This is a genomic window from Kibdelosporangium aridum, from assembly GCF_900176515.1.
Lineage (GTDB): Bacteria > Actinomycetota > Actinomycetes > Mycobacteriales > Pseudonocardiaceae > Kibdelosporangium > Kibdelosporangium aridum.
Map to the genome: position 1 here is coordinate 1,578,013 of NZ_FWXV01000002.1, position 19,289 is coordinate 1,597,301.

The 19,289-nt window shown below is 65.8% G+C and carries 20 protein-coding genes and 1 tRNA gene; 8 read left to right on the forward strand and 13 right to left on the reverse strand.

What is annotated here, in order from left to right; genetic code table 11:
- Positions 1-72: 72 nt before the first annotated feature.
- Complete coding sequence (locus B9C43_RS17040) at positions 73-345, reverse strand: hypothetical protein (protein ID WP_033385912.1); 273 nt, start codon at positions 343-345, stop codon at positions 73-75.
- Positions 342-1,259, reverse strand: coding sequence for a DMT family transporter (locus B9C43_RS17045; RefSeq protein WP_235038655.1), 918 nt, complete (start codon positions 1,257-1,259; stop codon positions 342-344). Before B9C43_RS17045 ends, B9C43_RS17040 begins: the two co-directional genes overlap by 4 nt.
- Before the next feature lie 490 nt (positions 1,260-1,749).
- On the opposite strand from B9C43_RS17045, the gene lanKC reads away from it, so the two are divergent.
- Positions 1,750-4,338 carry a class III lanthionine synthetase LanKC gene (gene lanKC, locus B9C43_RS17050; RefSeq protein WP_084427460.1) on the forward strand — a complete coding sequence of 863 codons (2,589 nt, stop codon included), beginning with the start codon at positions 1,750-1,752 and terminating at the stop codon, positions 4,336-4,338.
- On the opposite strand, the gene glfT1 is transcribed toward lanKC, so the two are convergent.
- The 5 genes from glfT1 to B9C43_RS17075 form a co-directional block, all read right to left on the reverse strand.
- Positions 4,292-5,191 carry a galactofuranosyltransferase GlfT1 gene (gene glfT1 / locus B9C43_RS17055; RefSeq protein ID WP_033385914.1) on the reverse strand — a complete coding sequence of 300 codons (900 nt, stop codon included), beginning with the start codon at positions 5,189-5,191 and terminating at the stop codon, positions 4,292-4,294. The genes lanKC and glfT1 overlap by 47 nt on opposite strands.
- A complete protein-coding gene (gene wzt / locus B9C43_RS17060; protein ID WP_033385916.1) occupies positions 5,188-5,994 on the reverse strand; it encodes a galactan export ABC transporter ATP-binding subunit Wzt/RfbE in 807 nt (268 codons plus the stop codon). Before wzt ends, glfT1 begins: the two co-directional genes overlap by 4 nt.
- Before the next feature lie 17 nt (positions 5,995-6,011).
- Positions 6,012-6,911, reverse strand: a complete 900-nt coding sequence (gene wzm, locus B9C43_RS17065; protein WP_084428258.1) for a galactan export ABC transporter permease subunit Wzm/RfbD — start codon at positions 6,909-6,911, stop codon at positions 6,012-6,014.
- A 130-nt stretch (positions 6,912-7,041) separates the two neighbouring features.
- A complete protein-coding gene (locus B9C43_RS17070) occupies positions 7,042-7,518 on the reverse strand; it encodes a D-alanyl-D-alanine carboxypeptidase family protein (protein ID WP_160096536.1) in 477 nt (158 codons plus the stop codon).
- 120 nt (positions 7,519-7,638) lie between these two features.
- Positions 7,639-8,181, reverse strand: coding sequence for a bacterial proteasome activator family protein (locus B9C43_RS17075; RefSeq protein ID WP_200825556.1), 543 nt, complete (start codon positions 8,179-8,181; stop codon positions 7,639-7,641).
- Positions 8,182-8,285: 104 nt separating this feature from the next.
- Between B9C43_RS17075 and B9C43_RS17080 the strand changes: the two genes are divergently transcribed.
- Positions 8,286-9,488 (forward strand): cysteine desulfurase-like protein, encoded by a 1,203-nt coding sequence (locus B9C43_RS17080; RefSeq protein ID WP_084427464.1) that lies wholly within the window; start codon positions 8,286-8,288, stop codon positions 9,486-9,488.
- A 209-nt stretch (positions 9,489-9,697) separates the two neighbouring features.
- Here the strand turns inward: B9C43_RS17080 and B9C43_RS17085 are convergent, their stop codons facing one another.
- Entirely contained in the window at positions 9,698-10,675 is a 978-nt protein-coding gene (locus tag B9C43_RS17085; protein WP_084427466.1) for an NAD(P)H-quinone oxidoreductase, read from the reverse strand.
- A gap of 43 nt (positions 10,676-10,718) precedes the next feature.
- On the opposite strand from B9C43_RS17085, the gene B9C43_RS17090 reads away from it, so the two are divergent.
- Both B9C43_RS17090 and B9C43_RS17095 read left to right on the forward strand, forming a co-directional pair.
- Entirely contained in the window at positions 10,719-11,357 is a 639-nt protein-coding gene (locus B9C43_RS17090; protein ID WP_084427468.1) for a GNAT family N-acetyltransferase, read from the forward strand.
- A gap of 77 nt (positions 11,358-11,434) precedes the next feature.
- A complete protein-coding gene (locus tag B9C43_RS17095) occupies positions 11,435-11,872 on the forward strand; it encodes a M28 family peptidase (protein WP_327222586.1) in 438 nt (145 codons plus the stop codon).
- Between the two features lie 71 nt (positions 11,873-11,943).
- Here B9C43_RS17095 and ypfJ read toward each other — a convergent pair whose 3' ends face one another.
- On the reverse strand, positions 11,944-12,867 hold the full coding sequence (gene ypfJ / locus B9C43_RS17100) for a KPN_02809 family neutral zinc metallopeptidase (RefSeq protein ID WP_084427472.1): 924 nt from the start codon (positions 12,865-12,867) through the stop codon (positions 11,944-11,946).
- Between the two features lie 426 nt (positions 12,868-13,293).
- Between ypfJ and B9C43_RS17105 the strand changes: the two genes are divergently transcribed.
- Entirely contained in the window at positions 13,294-13,782 is a 489-nt protein-coding gene (locus B9C43_RS17105; RefSeq protein ID WP_084427474.1) for a MarR family winged helix-turn-helix transcriptional regulator, read from the forward strand.
- Positions 13,783-13,995: 213 nt separating this feature from the next.
- On the opposite strand, the gene B9C43_RS17110 is transcribed toward B9C43_RS17105, so the two are convergent.
- The 3 genes from B9C43_RS17110 to B9C43_RS17120 form a co-directional block, all read right to left on the reverse strand.
- Positions 13,996-14,082: transfer RNA gene (locus B9C43_RS17110), tRNA-Ser, on the reverse strand.
- Between the two features lie 33 nt (positions 14,083-14,115).
- The gene (locus B9C43_RS17115) at positions 14,116-14,577 is read right to left on the reverse strand and encodes a MarR family winged helix-turn-helix transcriptional regulator (RefSeq protein ID WP_033385951.1); all 462 of its coding nucleotides are present in this window, start codon (positions 14,575-14,577) and stop codon (positions 14,116-14,118) included.
- Between the two features lie 89 nt (positions 14,578-14,666).
- The gene (locus B9C43_RS17120; RefSeq protein ID WP_143446367.1) at positions 14,667-16,040 is read right to left on the reverse strand and encodes a hypothetical protein; all 1,374 of its coding nucleotides are present in this window, start codon (positions 16,038-16,040) and stop codon (positions 14,667-14,669) included.
- A gap of 222 nt (positions 16,041-16,262) precedes the next feature.
- Here B9C43_RS17120 and B9C43_RS17125 point away from each other — a divergent pair, with 222 nt between their 5' ends.
- The 3 genes from B9C43_RS17125 to B9C43_RS17135 are packed head-to-tail and all read left to right on the forward strand — an operon-like array spanning position 16,263 to position 18,993.
- A complete protein-coding gene (locus B9C43_RS17125; RefSeq protein ID WP_033385957.1) occupies positions 16,263-16,598 on the forward strand; it encodes an avidin-fold protein in 336 nt (111 codons plus the stop codon).
- 38 nt (positions 16,599-16,636) lie between these two features.
- Positions 16,637-17,860 (forward strand): methyltransferase, encoded by a 1,224-nt coding sequence (locus B9C43_RS17130; RefSeq protein ID WP_160096538.1) that lies wholly within the window; start codon positions 16,637-16,639, stop codon positions 17,858-17,860.
- The gene (locus B9C43_RS17135; RefSeq protein ID WP_084427480.1) at positions 17,860-18,993 is read left to right on the forward strand and encodes a nucleoside 2-deoxyribosyltransferase domain-containing protein; all 1,134 of its coding nucleotides are present in this window, start codon (positions 17,860-17,862) and stop codon (positions 18,991-18,993) included. Before B9C43_RS17130 ends, B9C43_RS17135 begins: the two co-directional genes overlap by 1 nt.
- On the opposite strand, the gene B9C43_RS17140 is transcribed toward B9C43_RS17135, so the two are convergent.
- A complete protein-coding gene (locus B9C43_RS17140) occupies positions 18,980-19,276 on the reverse strand; it encodes a hypothetical protein (protein ID WP_084427482.1) in 297 nt (98 codons plus the stop codon). The two genes, B9C43_RS17135 and B9C43_RS17140, sit on opposite strands and share 14 nt — an antisense overlap.
- Positions 19,277-19,289 lie beyond the last annotated feature (13 nt).

The following is a 19,289-nucleotide window of genomic DNA, read 5'->3' on the forward strand; positions in this document are numbered from 1 at the left end:
ACCAGCGGGTTGTAGACAGCTGGATTTGCGAACGGTCCGTTCGCGCGAAAGGCCGCAAACGGACCGTCTCACCTACCCCCTGAAGCCGCGGCCGCCCTTGGCTGCGCTGCCGTACACCCGTGACAGCGGTGGCAGTTCGTCGAAGTGCGCGGTGGCCACGTGGCTGAAGTTGATGGCGACGCGTGAGCCGTCCTCCAACTCGGGGGTGTCCACTGCGCCGGACGTCATCAACGTCTGCAGTCGGCCGCTCATGTCTTTGGCGGCCGCCACGGACAGCGCGTACACCAGTGGCTCCCCGCCGCTCGCGAGGTGCAGCACGAGGGCGTTCTTCTTGGGCTCGCTCATGTTCCCACTCCAGCATCGGGCCGCCGGACCGGCAACGACGGTTCACTCTGAGCAGATCCGCTCTCGGCGGAATAGTTCACCGCCAGTGCGATTCCGAGCAGCACCGCGCCGATCACGCCGACGGCCCCGAGCGATTCGTTGAAGAACAGCACCGACAACACTGTTGCGGTCAACGGTTCGAGCACCGCTGACAGTGCTGCGGCCACTGCACTCGCGCCTCGCAGAGCGAGCAAATACGAGCCGTACGCCACCGCGGTGGGCACCAAGCCCAAGAACAACGCTGTCATCAAAACGTCGAACCGCAAAGGCAAAGCCATGCCCAGTGGCAACGCGACGGGCAGCAAGATCAGCCCGCCGATCAGCAGGCCCAGTGAGATCGTTGGTCCCGCCGGGAGTACGGGAACCCGGTTGATCACGGTGAATGCCGCGAATCCGGACGCCGCCACGAGACACAGCGCGATTCCGATAACGGTGTGCCAGATGTCCCGTGTGGACGGCATCCCCGCCAGCAATGCCAGTCCGGTCAACGCCAGCACGATGCACAACAGCGTTCGCGGACTGGGAAGCCGTCGGGAGCGGACGGCGCTGACCACGGCGAGGATCACCGGCGAGCTGCCGATGGTGACCAACGTGGCGAGGCTGACCGAAGTCATAGCCACGCCACCGAAGTAACTAGCTTGGAAGATCGCCAGCAGCGCGCCGACTCCCAGCAGCCTTCGTGTCACCGCTTTGGTGAACCGCAGGCGTCGGATCTGTGTGGACAGAAACACCGTTGCGATGGCTCCGCCGAGGAGCAGGCGGTACGCCGCCACCGCCAATGGGTGCAGGCCTGCCAGGTTTTGCAGCAGTGCGCCTGCCAGGCCGCCGGTTCCCCAGAGCACACCGGCAAGGATCAGAAACAGCTTGGTAGACAAGGAAAAACGCTCCAGCGCAGAAGGAACAGGTGCTGTTCGTCCGCGGGGCGATCAGGCATGGTTCACAGCGCGCGGCAGTCACATCCGCGCGTGGTGGCAGCTCAGCCCCGCCTAGGCGGCCGGCGGCGGGGTGATCGGAAACATGCGATGCACGTCAAGCACATTAATGCCGTTGTCAAGCGTCATTGGAGTGAACCTCTTATCAGGCGACACACTCTCGGTAGATCCACTACTCTCCGTAGCTGCCGATAGTCCGGGCCGGACCGTGCGGCAATGCTGCATATGGCGGAGTCGCAAGCGGCGATCGGGTGGTTTTCGTCATTTTCTGACAGACCGCTCTCGGATACTCGGGAGTAGTAAATGCGTCCAGTCGTCTAATTGGCAGTGTGAACCCTCGAACGGCGGATCGACCTGCCGGTTGGTTTCGTGCGGAAATTATTTCCTGCTTGGGCGCGAATGGCGGATTTCGATAGGGGAGGCGCTTGCCGGCATGGATCTGCGTTATGAGGCGTTCTGTTTCGCGGATCGTTACTTCTATGACGCCGATGGTTATGGAATCGAGACGCTGGAAAGCTGGGTCAGTTCGCTTTCTGGTTGTGCCACGGGCTGGCACCGGTTCGACCGCGGCGACTGGCACGTCTGTCTTCCCGAGGGTGTGGACCTGCCGATGCAGGGGTGGAAGGTGCACGTGGCCGCGACCGGCGCCGATGCCGCACGGGTGCTCGAAGTGGTGCGGCCCTACTGCGTCGCCGCCCGGCTGCCCTTCAAATTCCTGCGCTCACCCCGTATTTACGCGAATCGTAACGCGAAGTACGCCGATCGGTCGGCGAGTGGAAAATTGATCACGATTTACCCGACCGGGGACCGGCAGCTGAAACGCGTTCTTGACGACCTGAACCGCCAACTGGACGGCGTGCGTGGTCCGTATATCCCTGGCGACTTGCGCTATGCAGATGGGCCGCTTTACGTGCGGTACGGCGGATTTGTCGAACGTATGATCACCGATTCACGGGGTGCGGTGATACCGGCGCTCGAACGCCCGGACGGCGAAGTCGTTCCCGAGCCGGTTGGCCTGCCCGACTGGCTCGAAGTGCCCGATTACCTCAGCCCGCACCTCAACGCACAGCAACCAGGCGAGGCTTCGAGGTACCAGGTCGTCAAGGTCTTGCAGCAAACCAACGCGGGCGGTGTGTACCTGGCCCACCGCCGGTCCGACGGTCGTCAGGTCGTGCTCAAGGAGGCCCGGCCGCACACCGGACTGGACCCGGACGGCACCGACGCGGTCACCAGGCTCGATCGCGAAGCCCGGACGCTGATCCGGCTGTCGGGTGTGCCGGGAACGCCGGAACTGCAAGGACGGATCTCGGTGGCGGGCAACGAAGTCCTGTTGATCAGTCCGATGCCCGGGGTCCCGCTCAGCCGCTGGCTCGCCCGCAACTATCCACTGACACAACGGGATCTGACCAAAAGCGACCGCAGCCGGTACGTCGAACGCGCACTGGCACTGTTGGCCAGGGTCGAACGCATCCTGGCCGACGTGCACCGCCGCGGCCTGGTGTACGGCGACCTCAACGACCGCAACATCATCGTCGACGACGACGATTCAGTGTCCCTTGTGGACTTCGAGCTGGCGTTCCCCGCGGTGGACCGGCGCAGGCCCAGCGGCGGCACACCGGGATTCCGCGCGCCCGTGGACCGCAGCGGATACGAAGTCGACCGCTACGCCTTCGCCGTGCTGCGGCTGTGGATGTTCCTGCCGATGACGATGGTGCTCGACCTCGAACCGGACAAGCTCGCCGACTTCGTCCGCCAGGTCCGCAAACGGTTCGACCTGCCGCTGGGCTACCTCGAGGAAGTCCTCGCCGAACTGCGGCCACGCTCGGCGCGCTCGGCCCGCAGGCGGACCCCGTTGGACCAGCCGGAGATCAACTGGACGTCGGTCCGCAGGTCCATTGCGGACGGTGTGCTCGCCAGCGCGACGCCACACCGTACGGATCGCCTTTTCCCAGGCGACATCCAGCAATTCGCCACGGGCGGCACGGGCTTCGGCTATGGCGCCGCAGGAGTGCTGCACGCGTTGGACGTCAGCGGTTTCGGCCGGTTTCCCGCCCACGAGAAGTGGCTGATCGACGCGGTCCGCAGGCAACCCCCTGCCACAGCGGGATTCTGGGACGGCGCGCACGGCACGATCCACGTACTGGACAACTTCGGCTACCACGACGACGCCGACGAGCTGATCGAAAAGGTCGAGCCGCAGCTGTCGTCGATCACGTGCCACAGCCTGCGCACCGGACTGGCCGGGATCGGGCTCAACCTGCTGCATCTCGCGGCCAACAGGCAGGACGCCGGGCATCTGTGGCACGCGATCGAGATCGGCGGCCGGCTGACCCACATGCTGGAGAACGCGCCCCTGCCGACGCGTGGCCGCGCTGGGCTGATGCACGGCTGGTCCGGGCCCGCGCTGCTGTTCCTCCGGCTCTTCGAACGCACCAGGGATCGCAGCTGGCTCGACCACGCTGACCTGGCAATACGCCGCGACCTGATGGAGTGCGCGCGGACACCGGACGGCTCATTGCAAGTCCGGGATCGGCAGAACACGTTGCCGTACCTGGAAGTCGGCAGTGCGGGCATCGCGATCGCGATGGAGGAACTGCTGACCGCGTGGCCCGCGGCGCCCGTGGCGAGCGAGCTGCCGAGGCTGCGCCGGGCGCTGCTGGCCGAGTTCGTGATCCAGCCTGGCCTGATGCTCGGCCGTGCCGGTCTGATCGGCGCGCTGGCCACGGGCTTACGACGCGAACCGGACCCGCTCGCGTCACGGGCCCTGGATCAGCACCTGGAATGGCTGGCACTGCACGCCGTGCCGTACCAGGGCCATGTCGCCTTCCCCGGCACGCATCTGTTCCGGCTGTCGATGGATGTGGCCACCGGCAGCGCGGGCGTGCTGCTGGCCCTCGCATCCGCGTTGGACGGAGTGCAGCTGTTGCCTTTTCTAAGTGACAACACCGCACTCGCGGTGTTCGGGCTGGAAAGCGTCAGTAGCGGAAGAAGTGTTCGCGTTGGCCCTGGCGGACGAGCTTGAGCCACTGCACGAACGCCTTGGGGTCCTTGCGGACGGTCAGGAAGTACAGGCCGAACCGCAGGACCTCGAGCGCGCCGATCTTGCGCATTCCCGGGCGGGACAACAGGTAGCCGCGGTTGCGGTACGTGTAGTAGCGCTTGACGTCGTTGTCCGGGTCCTGTGCGTGGAACCGGCCGCCGAGCATCGGCTTGAACTCGTCCGACCCGTCCGGGTGCAGGTACGTCACCCGCAACGACGTGCCGAACGGCAGTCCCGACCGCACCAGCCTGCGGTGCACCTCGACCTCGTCACCGCGCACGAACAAGCGGTAGTCCGGCACACCGACCACGTCCAAAGTGGACGCGCGGAACAAGGCGCCGTTGAACAGCGAGGCGATCCCCGGCAGGAAGTCCGTGCCGAGCTCGGAGGTCTGGCGCTTCCACGTCAGGCCACGGCGCAACGGGAACGCCAGCGTCTCCGGGGTGTTGATGTTCGCGACCACCGGCGAGATCTCCGCGAGCCCACGTCGCTTGGCCTCACTCAGCAGGACCTCAAGCACGTTCTCGTCCGCGGGCCTGCCGTCGTCGTCGGCCAGCCACACCCACTCCGCGCCCATCGCGAGCGCGTGCAGGATGCCCAGCGCGAAACCGCCCGCGCCACCGAGGTTGCGGTGCGACGCGAGGTAGGTCGACGGCACCGCGGCCGCGTTCACGAGGTCCTCGACCGGCTGGTCCGGTCCGTTGTCCACCACGATCAAGTGGTCCGGCGGGCGGGTCTGCGCGCCCAGGATCTTCAGCGAGTCGACGAGCAGTTCACGCCGGTGCCGCGTGACGACGACAGCGACGACGGAGTCCGGTCCCAGCGCCTTGTTCATCGAGGATCGCCACCCGCGGTCACACCCAGGCGCTCGAGCATCTCCTGGCTCAGGTTCTCGTACGGATCTCGGCCCTTGTAGGCGGTCAGCACCTCACGCAGGCTGCCCTGCATCTTCATCCGGCCGCCGTCCATCCAGATCGCCGAGTCGCACAGCTCCATCAGCAGATCGTCCGAGTGCGACGCGAACACCAGCAGACCGGAGCGCTTCACCAGGTCGGTCAGCCGGTCGCGGGCCTTGTCCATGAACGCCGCGTCCACCGCGCCGATGCCCTCGTCCAGGATCAGGATCTCCGGGTCGATCGAGGTCACGATGCCCAGCGCCAGCCGCACGCGCATACCGGTCGAGTACGCCCGCAGCGGCATTTGCAGGAAGTCGCCGAGCTCGCTGAACTCCGCGATGTCGTCGATCTTCGACTCCATCTGCTTGCGGCTCATGCCCAGGAACAGCCCGCGGATCATGATGTTCTCGATCCCGGAGATCTCCGGGTCCATCCCGACACCCAGGTCGAAGACCGGGGCGATCTTGCCGACGATCTTCGATCCGCCGGTGACCGGCTCGTAGATGCCGGAGAGCAGCCGCAGCAGAGTGGACTTGCCCGCGCCGTTGTGGCCGACCAGTGCGACGCGGTCGCCGTCCTTGAGCGAGAGGTTGATGTCCTTGAGGGCCTCGATCACCGGGATCTTGCTGTCGGTGCCGATCGTGCCGCCGACCTTGCCCAACACGGCCTTCTTCAGCGAACGGGTTTTCGCGTCGAAGATCGGGAAGTCGACCGAGGCGTTCCAGACGTCGATGCTGACCATGTGCTGTCCTGCCTCACTCAGACCCAGTAGGGGACGCGCGCACGGTAGTTGCGCAGCGCCACTAGTGCCAATGCCCAGCCGATCAGGGTGATGCCGCCGACGATCACCCAGTGGTGCCAGCTCTGCGCGCTGCCGATCAGCGGGGCGCGGATGATTTCGACGTAGTGGTAGAGCGGGTTGAGCTCGAGCACCAGGGTCTTCCACAGCTCGGTGCCCGCACCGAGCCGGTCGTGCAGGATGTCGGCCGACCAGACGATCGGTGTCATGAAGAACACCAGCTGGATCAAGGCGTTGATGACCTGCGGGATGTCGCGGTAGCGGGTCGAGATGATGCCGAACAGCAGCGCCACCCAGACACCGTTCAACGCGATCAGGAAGAACGCGGGGATGGCCAGCACCACGGTCCAGTCGAGACCGGGCTGCAGGATCCCACCGGCGGTCATCTGGTAGTTCGCAGTGGTCAGCGCACCGAAGAAGATCGCGAGTACGACGAAGTAGACCAGCAGGTTGTGCGCCATCATCAGTGTCAACCGCCACACCGTGCGCAGCGCGTAGACCGTCAGCGGCGCGGGCAGGTGCTTGATCAGGCCCTCGTTGGCGATGAAGGTCTCAGTGCCTTCGGTCACGCAGCCGACGATGAAGTTCCAGACGATGAAGCCGACTGTCAGATACGGCAGGAACGTCCCGATGTTCGCCTTGAACAGCGTGGAGTAGAGGATGCCGAGACCGGCGGCGGTGACCGCCATGCTCATGGTGATCCACAGTGGTCCGATCACCGAGCGGCGATACCGCTGCTTGATGTCCTGCCAGCCGAGGTGGCCCCACAGGTCACGCTGCTTGATACCGCTCCGGATGTCCTCCCAAGCCCGGCCGAAGGTCCGGCTGGGGTTGTCGAGAGGCTTTTCTGCCGCCGTCATCGGTCGGTCGATCGTGCTCGTCGCATGCACGGTTCCCGAGAGTACCGGCGGCCATTCACCCCTTCGGTGACCGGTCGGTCACCGGGCTCACCCACACCTGTGCTGCGCATGAAAAGGCATGGTAAGTCCGCTAGGCATGCGGCAGCATGGCCGGGCATCCGTTGCGATATCCCGGGTCGTATTCGAAATGCCATGGCTCGTTCTCATAACGTCGGCACCAGCCATATGAGCCTGCGGTGCGTTCCAGCCAGCCGGCCGCCGACAACGGCTGGACATCGATCGCGGTGCCCAGTTCGTGCATCGACCGACCGGCAGGCAGGACGTGTTTACGGGCCTCCTCGACGCTGCCGTACCGCCGGACATAGTCGTCGAACTGGGCCTGTTGCTGGCGGGAGCTGCGTTTGCCGTCGTTCAGGCACAACGTGACGTTCTGGCTGCGCGCCGCGGCCTTGATCTTCTCGAACTCGGGAAGCACGTCGTCTCGCAGCCCTTTCGGCTGTTCGTCGACGTAGCGCCGGTCGGCCGGGCACGGCGGGCCGTTGTCCGGCCCGATGACGCCTCTGATGTCGAATGTGGCCTGGCCGCTGACCGTGTCGTAGCCGATCACCTTCAAGCTCCACAGCCCGAAAAGTGATCCAGAGAACACCACGACAACCCCAGCTACCAGGACGGCTCTAATCCATCCCCGCACCTAATGAAGACGCCTGGCGCCCCCACCGAGTTGCCTTCAGAGGTATTGGCCACGTGTCGTGTCGTGCGGCTGCTGCTCACCCAGACCAGGCGGCAGGGCGCCGCGGCGCATCTGCTCGAGCTGCACGCGCGCGGACATCTGCTGCGCGAACAACGCGGTCTGAATACCCGCGAAAAGACCCTCCAACCAGCCGACGAGCTGAGCCTGCGCGATCCGCAGCTCCGCGTCCGACGGGACGCTGTCGTCGGTGAACGGCAGCGTGAGGCGGTCCAGCTCGGCCCGCAGCTCAGGGGCCAGGCCCTCCTCGAGCTCCTTGATCGAGGAAGCGTGGATCTCCTTGAGCCTGGTGCGGCTGGCCTCGTCGAGAGGAGCGGCCCTGACCTCCTCAAGCAGCTGCTTGATCATGGTCCCGATCCGCATCACCTTGGCGGGCTGCTCGACCATGTCGCCGATCGTCTCGGGCTTGTCGCCCTCATCCGAGCCGTCCGGAATGCGCGCGGCGCCCAATGGGGACCCGTCCGGTCCCACCACGACCACGTGGTGTGCGTCGTCCTTGCCGTTCTGCTCTGGCTGGCTCATCTGTCCCATCCTGACCCGCTCATGGAAGCCGTCGTGTCCCCCGAAAGACCACATACCCGAGGGTAGCGGTCGCGACACTTGGACCGGTCCGTACGGTGTGGCCCATGGCGTTCGACGTCGCTCGGATCCGTGGGCTGTTCCCCGCGTTGGGTGACGGCTGGATTCATCTGGACGCATCGGCCGGTATGCAGGTGCCTGAGCAAGTCGCCATGGCAGTGGCCACGGCGATGCGTGCACCCGTGTCCGGACCTGGTGGCGCCTTCCCGGCGTCACAACGGGCCGAGGCCATCGTGGACGCCGCCCGGCGGGCGGTGGCCGACCTGGTCGGGGGTGACCCCGCTGGAGTGGTTCTTGGCCCGAACGTGCCCGTACTGCTGCAACGGCTGGCCGAGTCGATGGGCAGCGGCTGGCTGATCGGTGACGAGGTCGCGGTGTCGAGGCTGGACCACCAAGCCAACATCGCCCCATGGCTGCGCGCGGCCCAACGGCCGGGCGCGGCGATCAGATGGGGCGAGATCGACATCGAGACCTGCGAGCTGCCCGCGTGGCAGTACGAGAGCCTCATGTCCCGCCGGACGAAGGTCGTCGCGGTGACGGCGGCATCCGGTGCCGTCGGCACAAGACCCGACGTCCGCAAGATCGCCGACATCGCGCACAGCGTAGGCGCGTTGCTGGTGGTCGACGCCTCAGCGGCGGCCCCGTACATGCCTATCGACATGAAGGCCATGGGCGCGGACATCATCGCCGTGTCGGCCTCGGCGTGGGGCGGCCCGGCCGTCGGCGCGCTCGTGTTCGCCGACCCGGACCTGCTTGACCGGCTGCCAGTGAGCTCCCTCGACCCCGGCACGCGTGGCCCGGAACGGCTGGAGCTCGGGGCGCACGCGTATCCGCTGCTGGCAGGCCTGGTCGCCTCGGTGGACTACCTGGCGATGCTGGACGACACGGCGACCGGGACGCGCCGGGAGCGGCTGCAGACATCGTTGTCATCGGCGAAGTCCTACCTGGCCGGGCTGCTGGCGAAGCTGATCTCCGAGCTGCGGGCGATCCGCAACGTGATGGTGATCGGCGACGCGATGCGAAGAATCCCGGTACTCGCGTTCACAATCGGGGACATGAAAGCCTCCGACGCGATCGTCGCCCTGGCCGACCGGGGGATCTGCGCGTTCGCCGACGACGTGCCCAGCGGAGTCTTCACCGCGCTTGGCGTGAGCGAAGTGGGCGGCGCGGTCCGGGTTGGACTCGCGCACTACTCGACGTCAAGCGAGGTCGACCAGCTGGTCGACGCGGTCGCGGAGCTACGCCACTAGGTCTCCGGTGCTCCCGCTGTGGCATGGGGAGCACCGGAGAAACGAGGCAAAGGGATCACCGGCAAATCCGGTTGTCCACAACCAACCAGTACCCCTTTGACCTGCCCATATCCCCGGTAGACTGGCCAGGGGTCGTCCCCCCGGGAGTGGTGGGGGATGCCCTTTTTCTGGGGTGGGATGTCCTTTTCTGGGGTGGGCCCGGCTCGTCGTTACGGCTTGAGGATGATTTTTCCGAAGACCTCGCCGCCGCTTTCCAGCGCCGCGTGTGCCCCGGAAGCGTCCTGCATCGGCCGGACCTCGTGCACGATCGGCTTCACCTTGCCCTCGGCGATCAGCGGCCACAGACCTTCGCGGACGCCCGCGACCACCTCGCCCTTGCTCCCGCGGCCGCTCACCGGGCGGCCACGAAGGCCAAGGGAGGTAACGCTTGCCCGCTTCGGCAGCATCTTCGAGAAGTCCAGCTCGGCCTTCCGTCCACCTTGGAATCCGATCACCATCAGCCTGCCGTCGTTCGCCAGCGCGGTGAGGTTTCTGTCCAAATAGGACGCTCCCATGTTGTCGAGGATCACGTCGGCGCCGCGCTTTCCGAGCACCTCGACGAAGTCCTGGGTCTTGTAGTTGATCGTGATGTCCGCGCCGAGCGAGGCGCAGCGCTCCAGCCGCTCATCCGAGCCCGCGGTCACCGCCACCGTCGCGCCGAGGGCTTTGCCGACCTGGATGGCGTGCGTGCCGATGCCGCCCGCGCCGCCGTGGATGAGCAGGATCTCACCGGATTGCAGGCCTGCGTGCTGAACGATGTTCGACCACACCGTGCACGCGACCTCGGGCAGTGAGGCCGCGGTGACCAGGTCGACGCCGTCGGGCAGCGGGAGAACCTGTGTGGCGGGGACGGCGACGCGTTGGCCGTAACCGCCGCCTGCCAGCAACGCGCAGACTTCGTCGCCGACTTCCCAGTTCGTCACGCCTTCGCCCAGCGCGGCGATGGTGCCGGAGCACTCGAGTCCGATGATGTTCGGGGCGCCCGGCGGTGGCGGGTAGAAGCCTTGGCGTTGCAGCAGGTCCGCGCGGTTCACCGCGCTCGCCGCGATATCGATCAGCACCTCGCCCGGCCCTGCCTGGGGGTCCGGCACCTCGGTCCATTCCAGTACGTCAGGTCCACCCGGCTCGCGGGCCACGATTGCATACACATCACCACGGTAAACCTCTCGCGCCGGTGAATACGCTCGGGGCATGGATCCCTGGCCCTTGCGAAACCTCGTTATCCGGACTCCGCGCCTCGAACTGCGCCCGGACGACGACGCGGGGCTGTTCGAACTCGTCGAGGTGGCCAAGGCCGGGGTGCACGCGCCCGACAAGATGCCGTTCGGGGTGCCGTGGACAGATCGGCCGCCGATCGAATGGGTCAAGTTCTACTGGGGGCAACGGGCCGCGTTCTCGCCGGACGACTGGAGCCTCAACTTTCTGACCAGAGTGGACGGCCGGGTCGTCGGAATGCAGGGAGCGGTCGCCAAGGATTTCGCTGTCACACGTGAGATCCACACCGGTTCGTGGCTTGGCCTCGCCCATCAGGGCAAGGGGTACGGCACCGAAATGCGTGCCGCCGTGGTCATGTTCGCGTTCGACTACCTCGGCGCCGAGCGGATGACATCGGCCGCGCACAGTGACAACCGGGCTTCACACACCGTGAGCAGGAAGCTCGGTTATCGCCCCGACGGCGTGGAAAGGCAGTCGATCAAAGGAAAACTGGTCTTCAACGAGCGGCTCGCGCTCACCCCGGAGCAGTTCGTCCGTCCGGAATGGTCGATTGAGGTCGATGGTCTGGACGGCTGCCGCAGCTTGCTCGTTTCGGAGCCTTTGGGCCGCATGTAACTCTTGACCGGCGTGCAGCGCGGAGAGAGGTTGACGGCCCATCATGCAGGAACTACGACGGTGACGACTCCGACGGCGTGGGCTCCGGCCCTGGACCGACCGGATCGGGCCCGATCGAGGCAGCGCTGGCGGCGCGATTCGCGGCCGCGCCGACCGAAGGCAAGGACTTCGACGGTCGTTCGGACTACGGCGAGTTCATCGCGCAGGGCATTCCCGCTGGTGGCACGTTCACCGGCGCCGAAGTGATCAAGACTGCCGAGCAGGCCGCGAAGTGGGGCGGCCAGGCCGGGGTGGCCTTTGACAAGTGCTACCACCAAGCCTGCGACAATCTGTTCAACGTCAACCGGGCGGCGCTTGCCAAGCAGGCCGCCGCGATCTCGTACGTGATCACCGCGTACGGGATCAGCACGGAGGACGTGAACGGCGTGCCGCCGCGTTCCGAGCGGGCGCAGGCTCGCGCCGTTGCCAAGACCGTGTCGGTCTCGGCAACGCATGACCACGACGCGGTCAGCTAGTAGCCGGGACCGAAATGGGGCGCCCCCGCCGAGGCGCCCCATTTCGCTTGTCTCTGACCCCTCACGGGTTTTCAGCCCAGGTTGTTCGTGCGGAACGTGTCGCACTGGGCCGGGTTGCCGGACTGGATGCCGGTGGTGAACCACTTCTCCCGCTGCTGGGAGGTGCCGTGGGTGAACTGGCTCTCGTCGACCCGGCCGCCGCCCAGCTCACGCTGGATGAAGTCGTCGCCGATCCGGCCAGCGGCGTCGAGTGCGCGCCGGATGTCGTCCTCGGTGATGTTCCTGATCAGCGGGGGACCACCGTTGGCGCTGGGCGTGGTCGTCGCGTGGTTCGCCCAGACGCCCGCGTAGCAGTCCGCCTGCAGTTCGAGCCGCACCGCGTCGGACGTGGGCCCACGCCTCGTCCGCACCCGATCGGATGTACCGAGCAGGTTCTGCACGTGATGGCCGTATTCGTGCGCCAGGACGTAAGCCTCGACGAACGTGCCGCCCTGCGCACCGAACTGGCTCTGCAGCTGGGTGAAGAACGACAGGTCGATGTAGACCTCGGAATCGGCGGGACAGTAGAACGGGCCGACGTCAGCGGTCGCGCTGCCGCACCCTGTGGTCACACCGCCCCTGAAGAAATTGGTGGGCGCCTGCTGGTACGTCTGACCGGAGCGCGCGAACTGGTCACGCCAGTAGCCCTGGATCGAGTTGATCACCGCGACCAGCGCACAGTCATGGTTGGTGTTGGCGTCGCGCCCGGTGCGGCACTGCTCGGAGATCCGCGCGTTGTCCACGCGCTGGCCCGACGTGACGTCGCCGAGTCCGCTCGCCGAGTTGCCGTCCAGCCCGGCGACCCCGCCGAACTGGGACATGACGAAGTAGATGATCAAGCCGACAATGCTGAGCCCGCCGCCGCCCAGCAGCACACGGCCACCGACACCGCCGCCGGATGACCGCATGTCCTCGACTTGAGAGGTGTCCAAACCCGCGTCGTCGTTGAATTCCACGTCGCCTCCGTGGTGTGTGGAAGCCAACGATATAAGGCCGGGTGCGGCGTGCTCTGAAACGCCGCACCCGGATCGGATGGACTTGTCTGGCCGCAGCCGCCCTCGCCCGACTGGCGCGGAGTCCAGAGCGGGGACTCAACGCGTCGACGTGCGATGCACATACCGATCAGGCTGGACCCGCCGCTCGCAATCGCGACCGCGCCGATGCTTTCAGCTCAGCCGCGGGGATGCGGCAGGGAGCGCGCGACCATTCGCCTTAAGCGCATTGCCACGGCACCACCTGCCCTTCACGTTCGGAGTAACGTCTGGTTCGAGCATGCACCTTTGTGTCCCGCGTCACAAGGGACCTGAATTGGTGAAGTTCCGGTAACTGTCCGAACAGGACGTTTTTATCTCGATATCGAGCGAACTGGCAGAATTTTCGGCGTGGGCGACACCGTGGACAAGATCATTCAGCAGTGGCGGCATGAAAGACCGGAGCTGGACCTGGCACCGATGGCCGTGACTGCCCGTCTCACCCGCCTGGCGGCACTGCTGGAACGCGGCGTGGACGACACCCTCGCGGCCCAAGGACTGGCCAGCTGGGAGTTCGAAGTGCTGGCATCGTTGCGCCGCAACGGATCCCCCTTCGTCCTGTCGGTAGGACGCCTGCAAGCCACCATGATGATCAGCTCAGGCACGATGACCCACCGCCTCGACCGCCTGGAAAAGCGCGGCCTGGTCGCCCGCTCGAAAGACCTGAACGACCGCCGCGGCATCCAGGTCTCCCTGACCCCAGACGGCCGAACCCTGATCGACAACGTCATCGAAGCCCGCCTGGCCCGCGAACGCGACCTGCTCACCACCCTCGACAAGGACCAGCAAACCAACCTCGCGTCCCTGCTCAGAGGCCTGCTCACCGCAATGGAGCAATGAGCTGACGGGGCAGGCTGTCCGCGGACGCACGGCGGGGAGCCGGGGGTCTGGGGGCCGTGCCCCCAGAAGACACCTAACGCGACGTGGTCCGCGCTGTCCGAGACATGTCGGCGAGCGAAGCTCGCCTTCGGGGGGTTTGGGGGTCGTCCCCCCAAAATTATGGCGGGCGACCCGGTCTGCCTTTTTCCGGCAGACATGGATCGCCCGAGCCCGCGGTAGCGGTGGGATTCGAACCCACGGAGGGCGTGAACCCTCTCATGTTTTCAAGACATGTTCCTTCGGCCGCTCGGACACGCTACCGCCGATGAGCCTAGCCGATCGCCGTGTGTGGATTCAGGTCTGGTCGAGGTGGGTGAGCACGCGCTCGAACACCGTCGCCAGCACTGCGCGCTCCTCTGGGCTGATCAGGTCGATGAGGTGGTCGCGGACGCCTTCGACGTGGGTTGGGGCCGCGGTGCGCAGTTGTTCCATGCCTTTTTCGGTGATCTCGGCGAGTACGCCGCGGGCGTCGTTGGGGCAGTGGGTGCGGCGGACCAGGCCGGCGGCTTCGAGGCGGGAGATCTGGTGCGAGAGCCTGCTTTTGGACTGGGCGACCTCTTCGGCCAGCTGCGTCATCCGCATCTGGCCTGCGTCCTGCTCCGACAGTCGGACGAGGACCTCGTAGTCGGCCAGCGGCAGGTTGTGGCCGTCCTGCAACTCCGTGTTGAGGCGTTGACGCAGCCGCTCGCTGCCGATCACGTACGCGCGCCAGGAACGTAGCTCGGTGTCATCCAACCAACGGGGTTCAGCGGTCACTGTTCAAGGCTAACTGCCTGATGGCCGCCTTCGACCGCTCAGCGGGTACGCCGGGTCCGGCTCCTCGCGGAGCCGGACCATCCGACGAATTAGTTCAGGACGTCCAGGCCGGTCGTGCGCATCGCGTGTTCCGCGGTGCCCGCGGCCGGCGGGCTGGTGTTGACCGGTGACGCCTTCATCGGCACGGGCCAGGCGTACGGCATCAAGCTCGACCCGAAGGCGGCGATGTTCGGGCCGTCGGGGTTTGCCCATCCTGATTCGTACCGTGGCACCCAGAGGAGTTTGTCGTCGCAGATGTAGCAGGGCACCGCGTTGGCGTGGCCCATCACCCATAGGCGTCTGCTGGTCGAGGCACGGAAGAACGTGTCGTAGCGCGAGATCACCTCGCCGCCGATGCCCATGATCGCGAAGTTGGTGCCGAACTTCCAGCACTGGATCGGCACCTCGACGTGGTTCGGCGACTCGTTGGCGCTGAGTTCGTCCAGCATCACCTCACAGAAGCGCAGGTTCTGCGGCGCGATGTTCTGTGCGCTCTTGCGGGCTTCGTAGGTCTGGATGAGGTTCTGGCGGACTGTCGCGTTCTCGGTGTCGACGACCAGCGGCAGCGATGCGGTCTGCATCTCCCTGACGACCGTTCCGTCCACCGCCTGCAGTCCACTTTGGATCTTCGTCAGCACCGCATTGCCAACGGCGGTACCGGTTTGCACCGTCTCCGTGTTGCCGCCGCGGATCAGTGGGTCTTGGTCGCCCGCGCAGCCTAGGAAGAACATCGCGGGGCAGCCCAGTGCGTCCTCGATGACCTTCGTCGCCACGCCGGGGTAATCGCTGTCGTAGAACTCCTCGTCGCCGCGGCACACCGGGTGCGCGGAGAAGCCGTACAGCACGAACGCTTTGGTCGTGCCGCGGAACCCGGCGAGGATCGGCACCCGGCTGATCACGTCGGGGAAGCCGCTGCGGTTGTCCAACAGCCCGGAGGTGGTGCCCTCGCCGTATTTCAGGGTCACCGGCTGGGTCTGGGCGGCCAGTTCGACGATCGTGTCGTCGATCAGCTGCTTCAGCGCGCCGACCAGCCAGTCGGAGTACGCCTGGACACGGGCCAGGTTCGTCGGCGTCAGCCCGAAAATCACGTACGGGTCTGGCGATTCCGGCAAAACCGGTCCGGAATGCGTGTGGCTGGACACCATCATGAACGACTGGACGTTCGTGTGCCCTTGCGTAACGACGTGGTCACGAATTTGGTTGTGAATGACGGGCGGAATGCTGACCACGTCGAGGCGCACCATCACAAGTGGTGGTGCCGAGTCCGGCTTGATCGCGATGCAGTCGGCGTAGAGTTTCCGATTCGCGATGTAAAGCCGGCTTGCCCTCCGGTCCCAGCCGTAGCCTGCCATCCATGGATTGCCGCCGTTGTTCTTGGTCGGCGTGATGTCAGTTCGGTTGTGCGCGAACATGTAAACAGTCATTTCGACCCCCCTCAGGTCAAGACCAGGATGACGCGCGGGGCTTGCGCAAATCTTGCAGTGCTTTAGAAACATCGGCGACCAGCCGGAAATGTTTCACCGCGTCAGGGCGAAATACGCGTTGTGTTCTGTCGATTCCCCTAGGTGACCAGCCGTGACAGTAGGCTTGCCGCTGACGGCTGCCCGTTCGGGCGGAAAAGTGGACATTTCAAGGAGCGCGCGGCAGTGGACAGTCTTGACGGCCGGAAGTTCAAGGCGGTTGCCGATACGGTCGGCGGCGAGGTCGAAGCATCGACCGAGTTCACGTATCACGAGAAAGACGGCGAGATCTGGGCGGAGTACGCCGGCGGCAAGATCAGCCGTGGCTACCTGGTCGGTACGCGGACCGGCGACACCCTCGATTTTCGTTACACGCAACTGAATACAGCGGGCGAGACGAATACCGGGCACTGTGTGTCGAGGATCGAAACACTCGCCGACGGCCGGCTCCGGCTGACCGAGAAATGGGAGTGGGAGTCGCGCTCCGGCTCGGGCACGAGCGTTGTCGAAGAAGTCGGCTAGCATTGCGCCGTCCCGGCTTTGACGGCCAAGATCACTGTATGACGATACTGGGGCCCGGCGACATCGTCGGATTGGTGAACAGCACGTACGCGGCTGATCTCTTCGTCACGGTGGTGACGGAGTTCGACATCTTCACTCGGTTGGCGCAACGGGAGGCGACGACCGCCCGGCAACTCAGCGAGTCGCTCGAGATCGACGAGCGCGCCGCCGATGTCACACTGACTTACCTTGCGGCGCTGGGGCTTCTCGAACGCCTGCCGGATGGCGCCGTTCGGCCGACCGAGCCGGCGGAGCAGTACTTGAAGGCCGGTTCGAGTATCGATTTGCGGCACTACGTGCGAACGGTGAGCACCCGGCAGGGCTGCCGGCAGGCCAGCCAGGTGCTCAGGACCGGGCGGCCCGCGTCATGGGAAGGCGACGGCGGTGACTGGCTGGACCGGATGTCGGAGAACGACTTCGCCGACTCGTTCAGCGCCGCGATGAACGCCCGAGGCACCTACCTGGGCCCGGCCCTCGCCGAAGTGCTCCGCGACCTCGGACGGCCTGCGGCCCCCGAAATCCAGCCTACCGGGGACGACCGACAAGAAGCCCCGGCGGAAGATCCACACAGCCCAGTTGTCCACACCCCACCGGTTGTCCACAGCGCGCACGACACAACCCCTGTTGATCACCCCCCATCGGTAGGCTGGCAAGCGGGGAGCCCCCCGGGAGTGGTGGGGGATGTAATGGTGGGGGATGGGGGTAGTGGGGCGGTTCGGAAGATCCTTGATATCGGCGGAAGTTCGGGGATCTACGCCTGCTCGCTCGTCCAGGCCCTGCCGGGGACATCCGCGGCCGTGCTTGACCTGCCCTCGGTTGTCGACTTCACCCGCGAGTCGATCGCGGCCCGTGGCCTGGCCGACCGGGTGGACGTGATCGCGGGCGACATGTTCGGCGACCTGCCGCACGGCTTCGACCTGCACCTGTACTCGAACGTCTGGCACGATTGGGATGCCGGGAGCATCAGCAAACTCGCTGCCGCCTCGTTCGCCGCGTTGCCGCCGGGCGGTGTCCTCGTCGATCACGACATGCACCTGGACGACACCAAGTCCGGCCCGTTGCGGCAGGCTGAGTTCTCCGTCCGGATGATGCTGATGACCACGGGCAAGTGCTACTCGACGCCTGAGCTGGCCGCGATCCTCGGCCCGATCGGGTTCGAGGACATCCACCTGCGGCCGACCACCGCGGGCTACAGCGTTGTCGTTGCGAGGAAGCCGGCGTGATGAAGGTCGTCTACGCGGGACAAGAACCGCCGGACGCGTGGGACGCGTCGATTTTCCTGGCCGGCCCGACGCCACGCCGTGATGACGTGCGCAGTTGGCGGCCGGAGGCGCTCGCCGAGATCGAGCGCCAGTGGACCAAACCGGCCAGCCTGGTCGTCTTCGTCCCGGAACCGCCTGACGGCACGAGATATCCGTCGTACGACGACCAGATCGCTTGGGAGGAGCGGTGGCTGGACGCGGCGGACGGCATTCTCTTCTGGGTACCAAGGGAAATGTCCACATTGCCCGGGCTCACCACGAACATCGAGTTCGGCCGGTACGAGTCCTCTGGCCGGGTCGTGCTCGGCGCCCCTGAGAACGCGGAGCACGTGCGCTACATGCAGCACCACGCACGGCAGCGCGGCGCGCAAGTGACGTCGACGTTGCCGGAAACTGTTCGCGCCACGCTCGCTTTGCTCGGTGACGGCGCGTATCGGCGCGATGGTGAGCGGCACGTGCCTTTGCTCGCGTGGCGGATTCCGACGTTCCGCAACTGGTTGTCCACACAGCAAGCAGCGGGAAATGTTCTGATCGACGGCCGTCTGTTGTGGATTCACCGGCAGTTCCTCTGGGCCTTCCACGCGCGGATGCGTGTCGGCGCGGAAAACCGGGAGAAGCACAACGAGATCGTGCTCGGCCGGCCGGACGTTGTGTCCATTGTGGCCTATCGGCCGGGCGCGACGATCCGGCAGAATGAAGTGGTGCTGGTGCGGGAGTTCCGGTCACCGGCGTGCTCGGCCGACGGCTATGTGCACGAGCTGCCCGGTGGGGGAGTCCTGCAAGGCGAGCCGGTCACGCAGGCCGTGCATGAGCTCGCCGAGGAGACCGGATTGCGGATCGCGACCGAACGGTTGCGGCAAAGCCAAGTGCGGCAAGTAATTGCCACACTGTCCGCGCATCGCGTGCACGTTTTCTCGGTGCTGCTGACCGATGCGGAGATCGTCCAGTTGCGGGAGAACCCAGGCCCGCACGGCGTTCTGGAGGACTCCGAACGGACGTTCGTCGAAGTGCGCACCTACGGGGAAATCCTGGACAACGGACACGCCGACTGGGCAACGCTCGGTGTGCTCGCCGCCGTGTTCACCGCACCTTGACGGTGATCCACGCGTCCAGTCCAACGGTCTGACCGGCGCCTTCGACCGAAACTACCGTCCACTCCGGACGGACGACGGCCGAGCCGCCGATGTCCGACATGTACATGATGTTGGCGAATCCCAGTTTCCTGAGCTGGTTGTCCGCTACGACGGCGGTCTTTCCGGGCAGGTCACCTGGGATCGTCGACTCGGCTTCGCTGTCCTCCAAGGAGAAAGTCAGGAAAATCGCGACCACTGCGACGAGGCCAACCAGCCATGCTGCTGTCTTCGATTCCGTGGTCACACCTGCATGTACC

Coding starts and splice junctions, on each gene's coding strand:
- wzm (WP_084428258.1), bottom strand. CDS start 6,911: ATGACGGCGGCAGAAAAGCCTCTCGACAACCCCAGCCGGACCTTCGGC.
- glfT1 (WP_033385914.1), bottom strand. CDS start 5,191: ATGAACAAGGCGCTGGGACCGGACTCCGTCGTCGCTGTCGTCGTCACG.
- B9C43_RS17075 (WP_200825556.1), bottom strand. CDS start 8,181: ATGAGCCAGCCAGAGCAGAACGGCAAGGACGACGCACACCACGTGGTC.
- B9C43_RS17080 (WP_084427464.1), top strand. CDS start 8,286: ATGGCGTTCGACGTCGCTCGGATCCGTGGGCTGTTCCCCGCGTTGGGT.
- B9C43_RS17135 (WP_084427480.1), top strand. CDS start 17,860: ATGAAGGTCGTCTACGCGGGACAAGAACCGCCGGACGCGTGGGACGCG.
- wzt (WP_033385916.1), bottom strand. CDS start 5,994: ATGGTCAGCATCGACGTCTGGAACGCCTCGGTCGACTTCCCGATCTTC.
- B9C43_RS17090 (WP_084427468.1), top strand. CDS start 10,719: ATGGATCCCTGGCCCTTGCGAAACCTCGTTATCCGGACTCCGCGCCTC.
- B9C43_RS17040 (WP_033385912.1), bottom strand. CDS start 345: ATGAGCGAGCCCAAGAAGAACGCCCTCGTGCTGCACCTCGCGAGCGGC.
- lanKC (WP_084427460.1), top strand. CDS start 1,750: ATGGATCTGCGTTATGAGGCGTTCTGTTTCGCGGATCGTTACTTCTAT.
- B9C43_RS17120 (WP_143446367.1), bottom strand. CDS start 16,040: ATGACTGTTTACATGTTCGCGCACAACCGAACTGACATCACGCCGACC.
- B9C43_RS17130 (WP_160096538.1), top strand. CDS start 16,637: ATGACGATACTGGGGCCCGGCGACATCGTCGGATTGGTGAACAGCACG.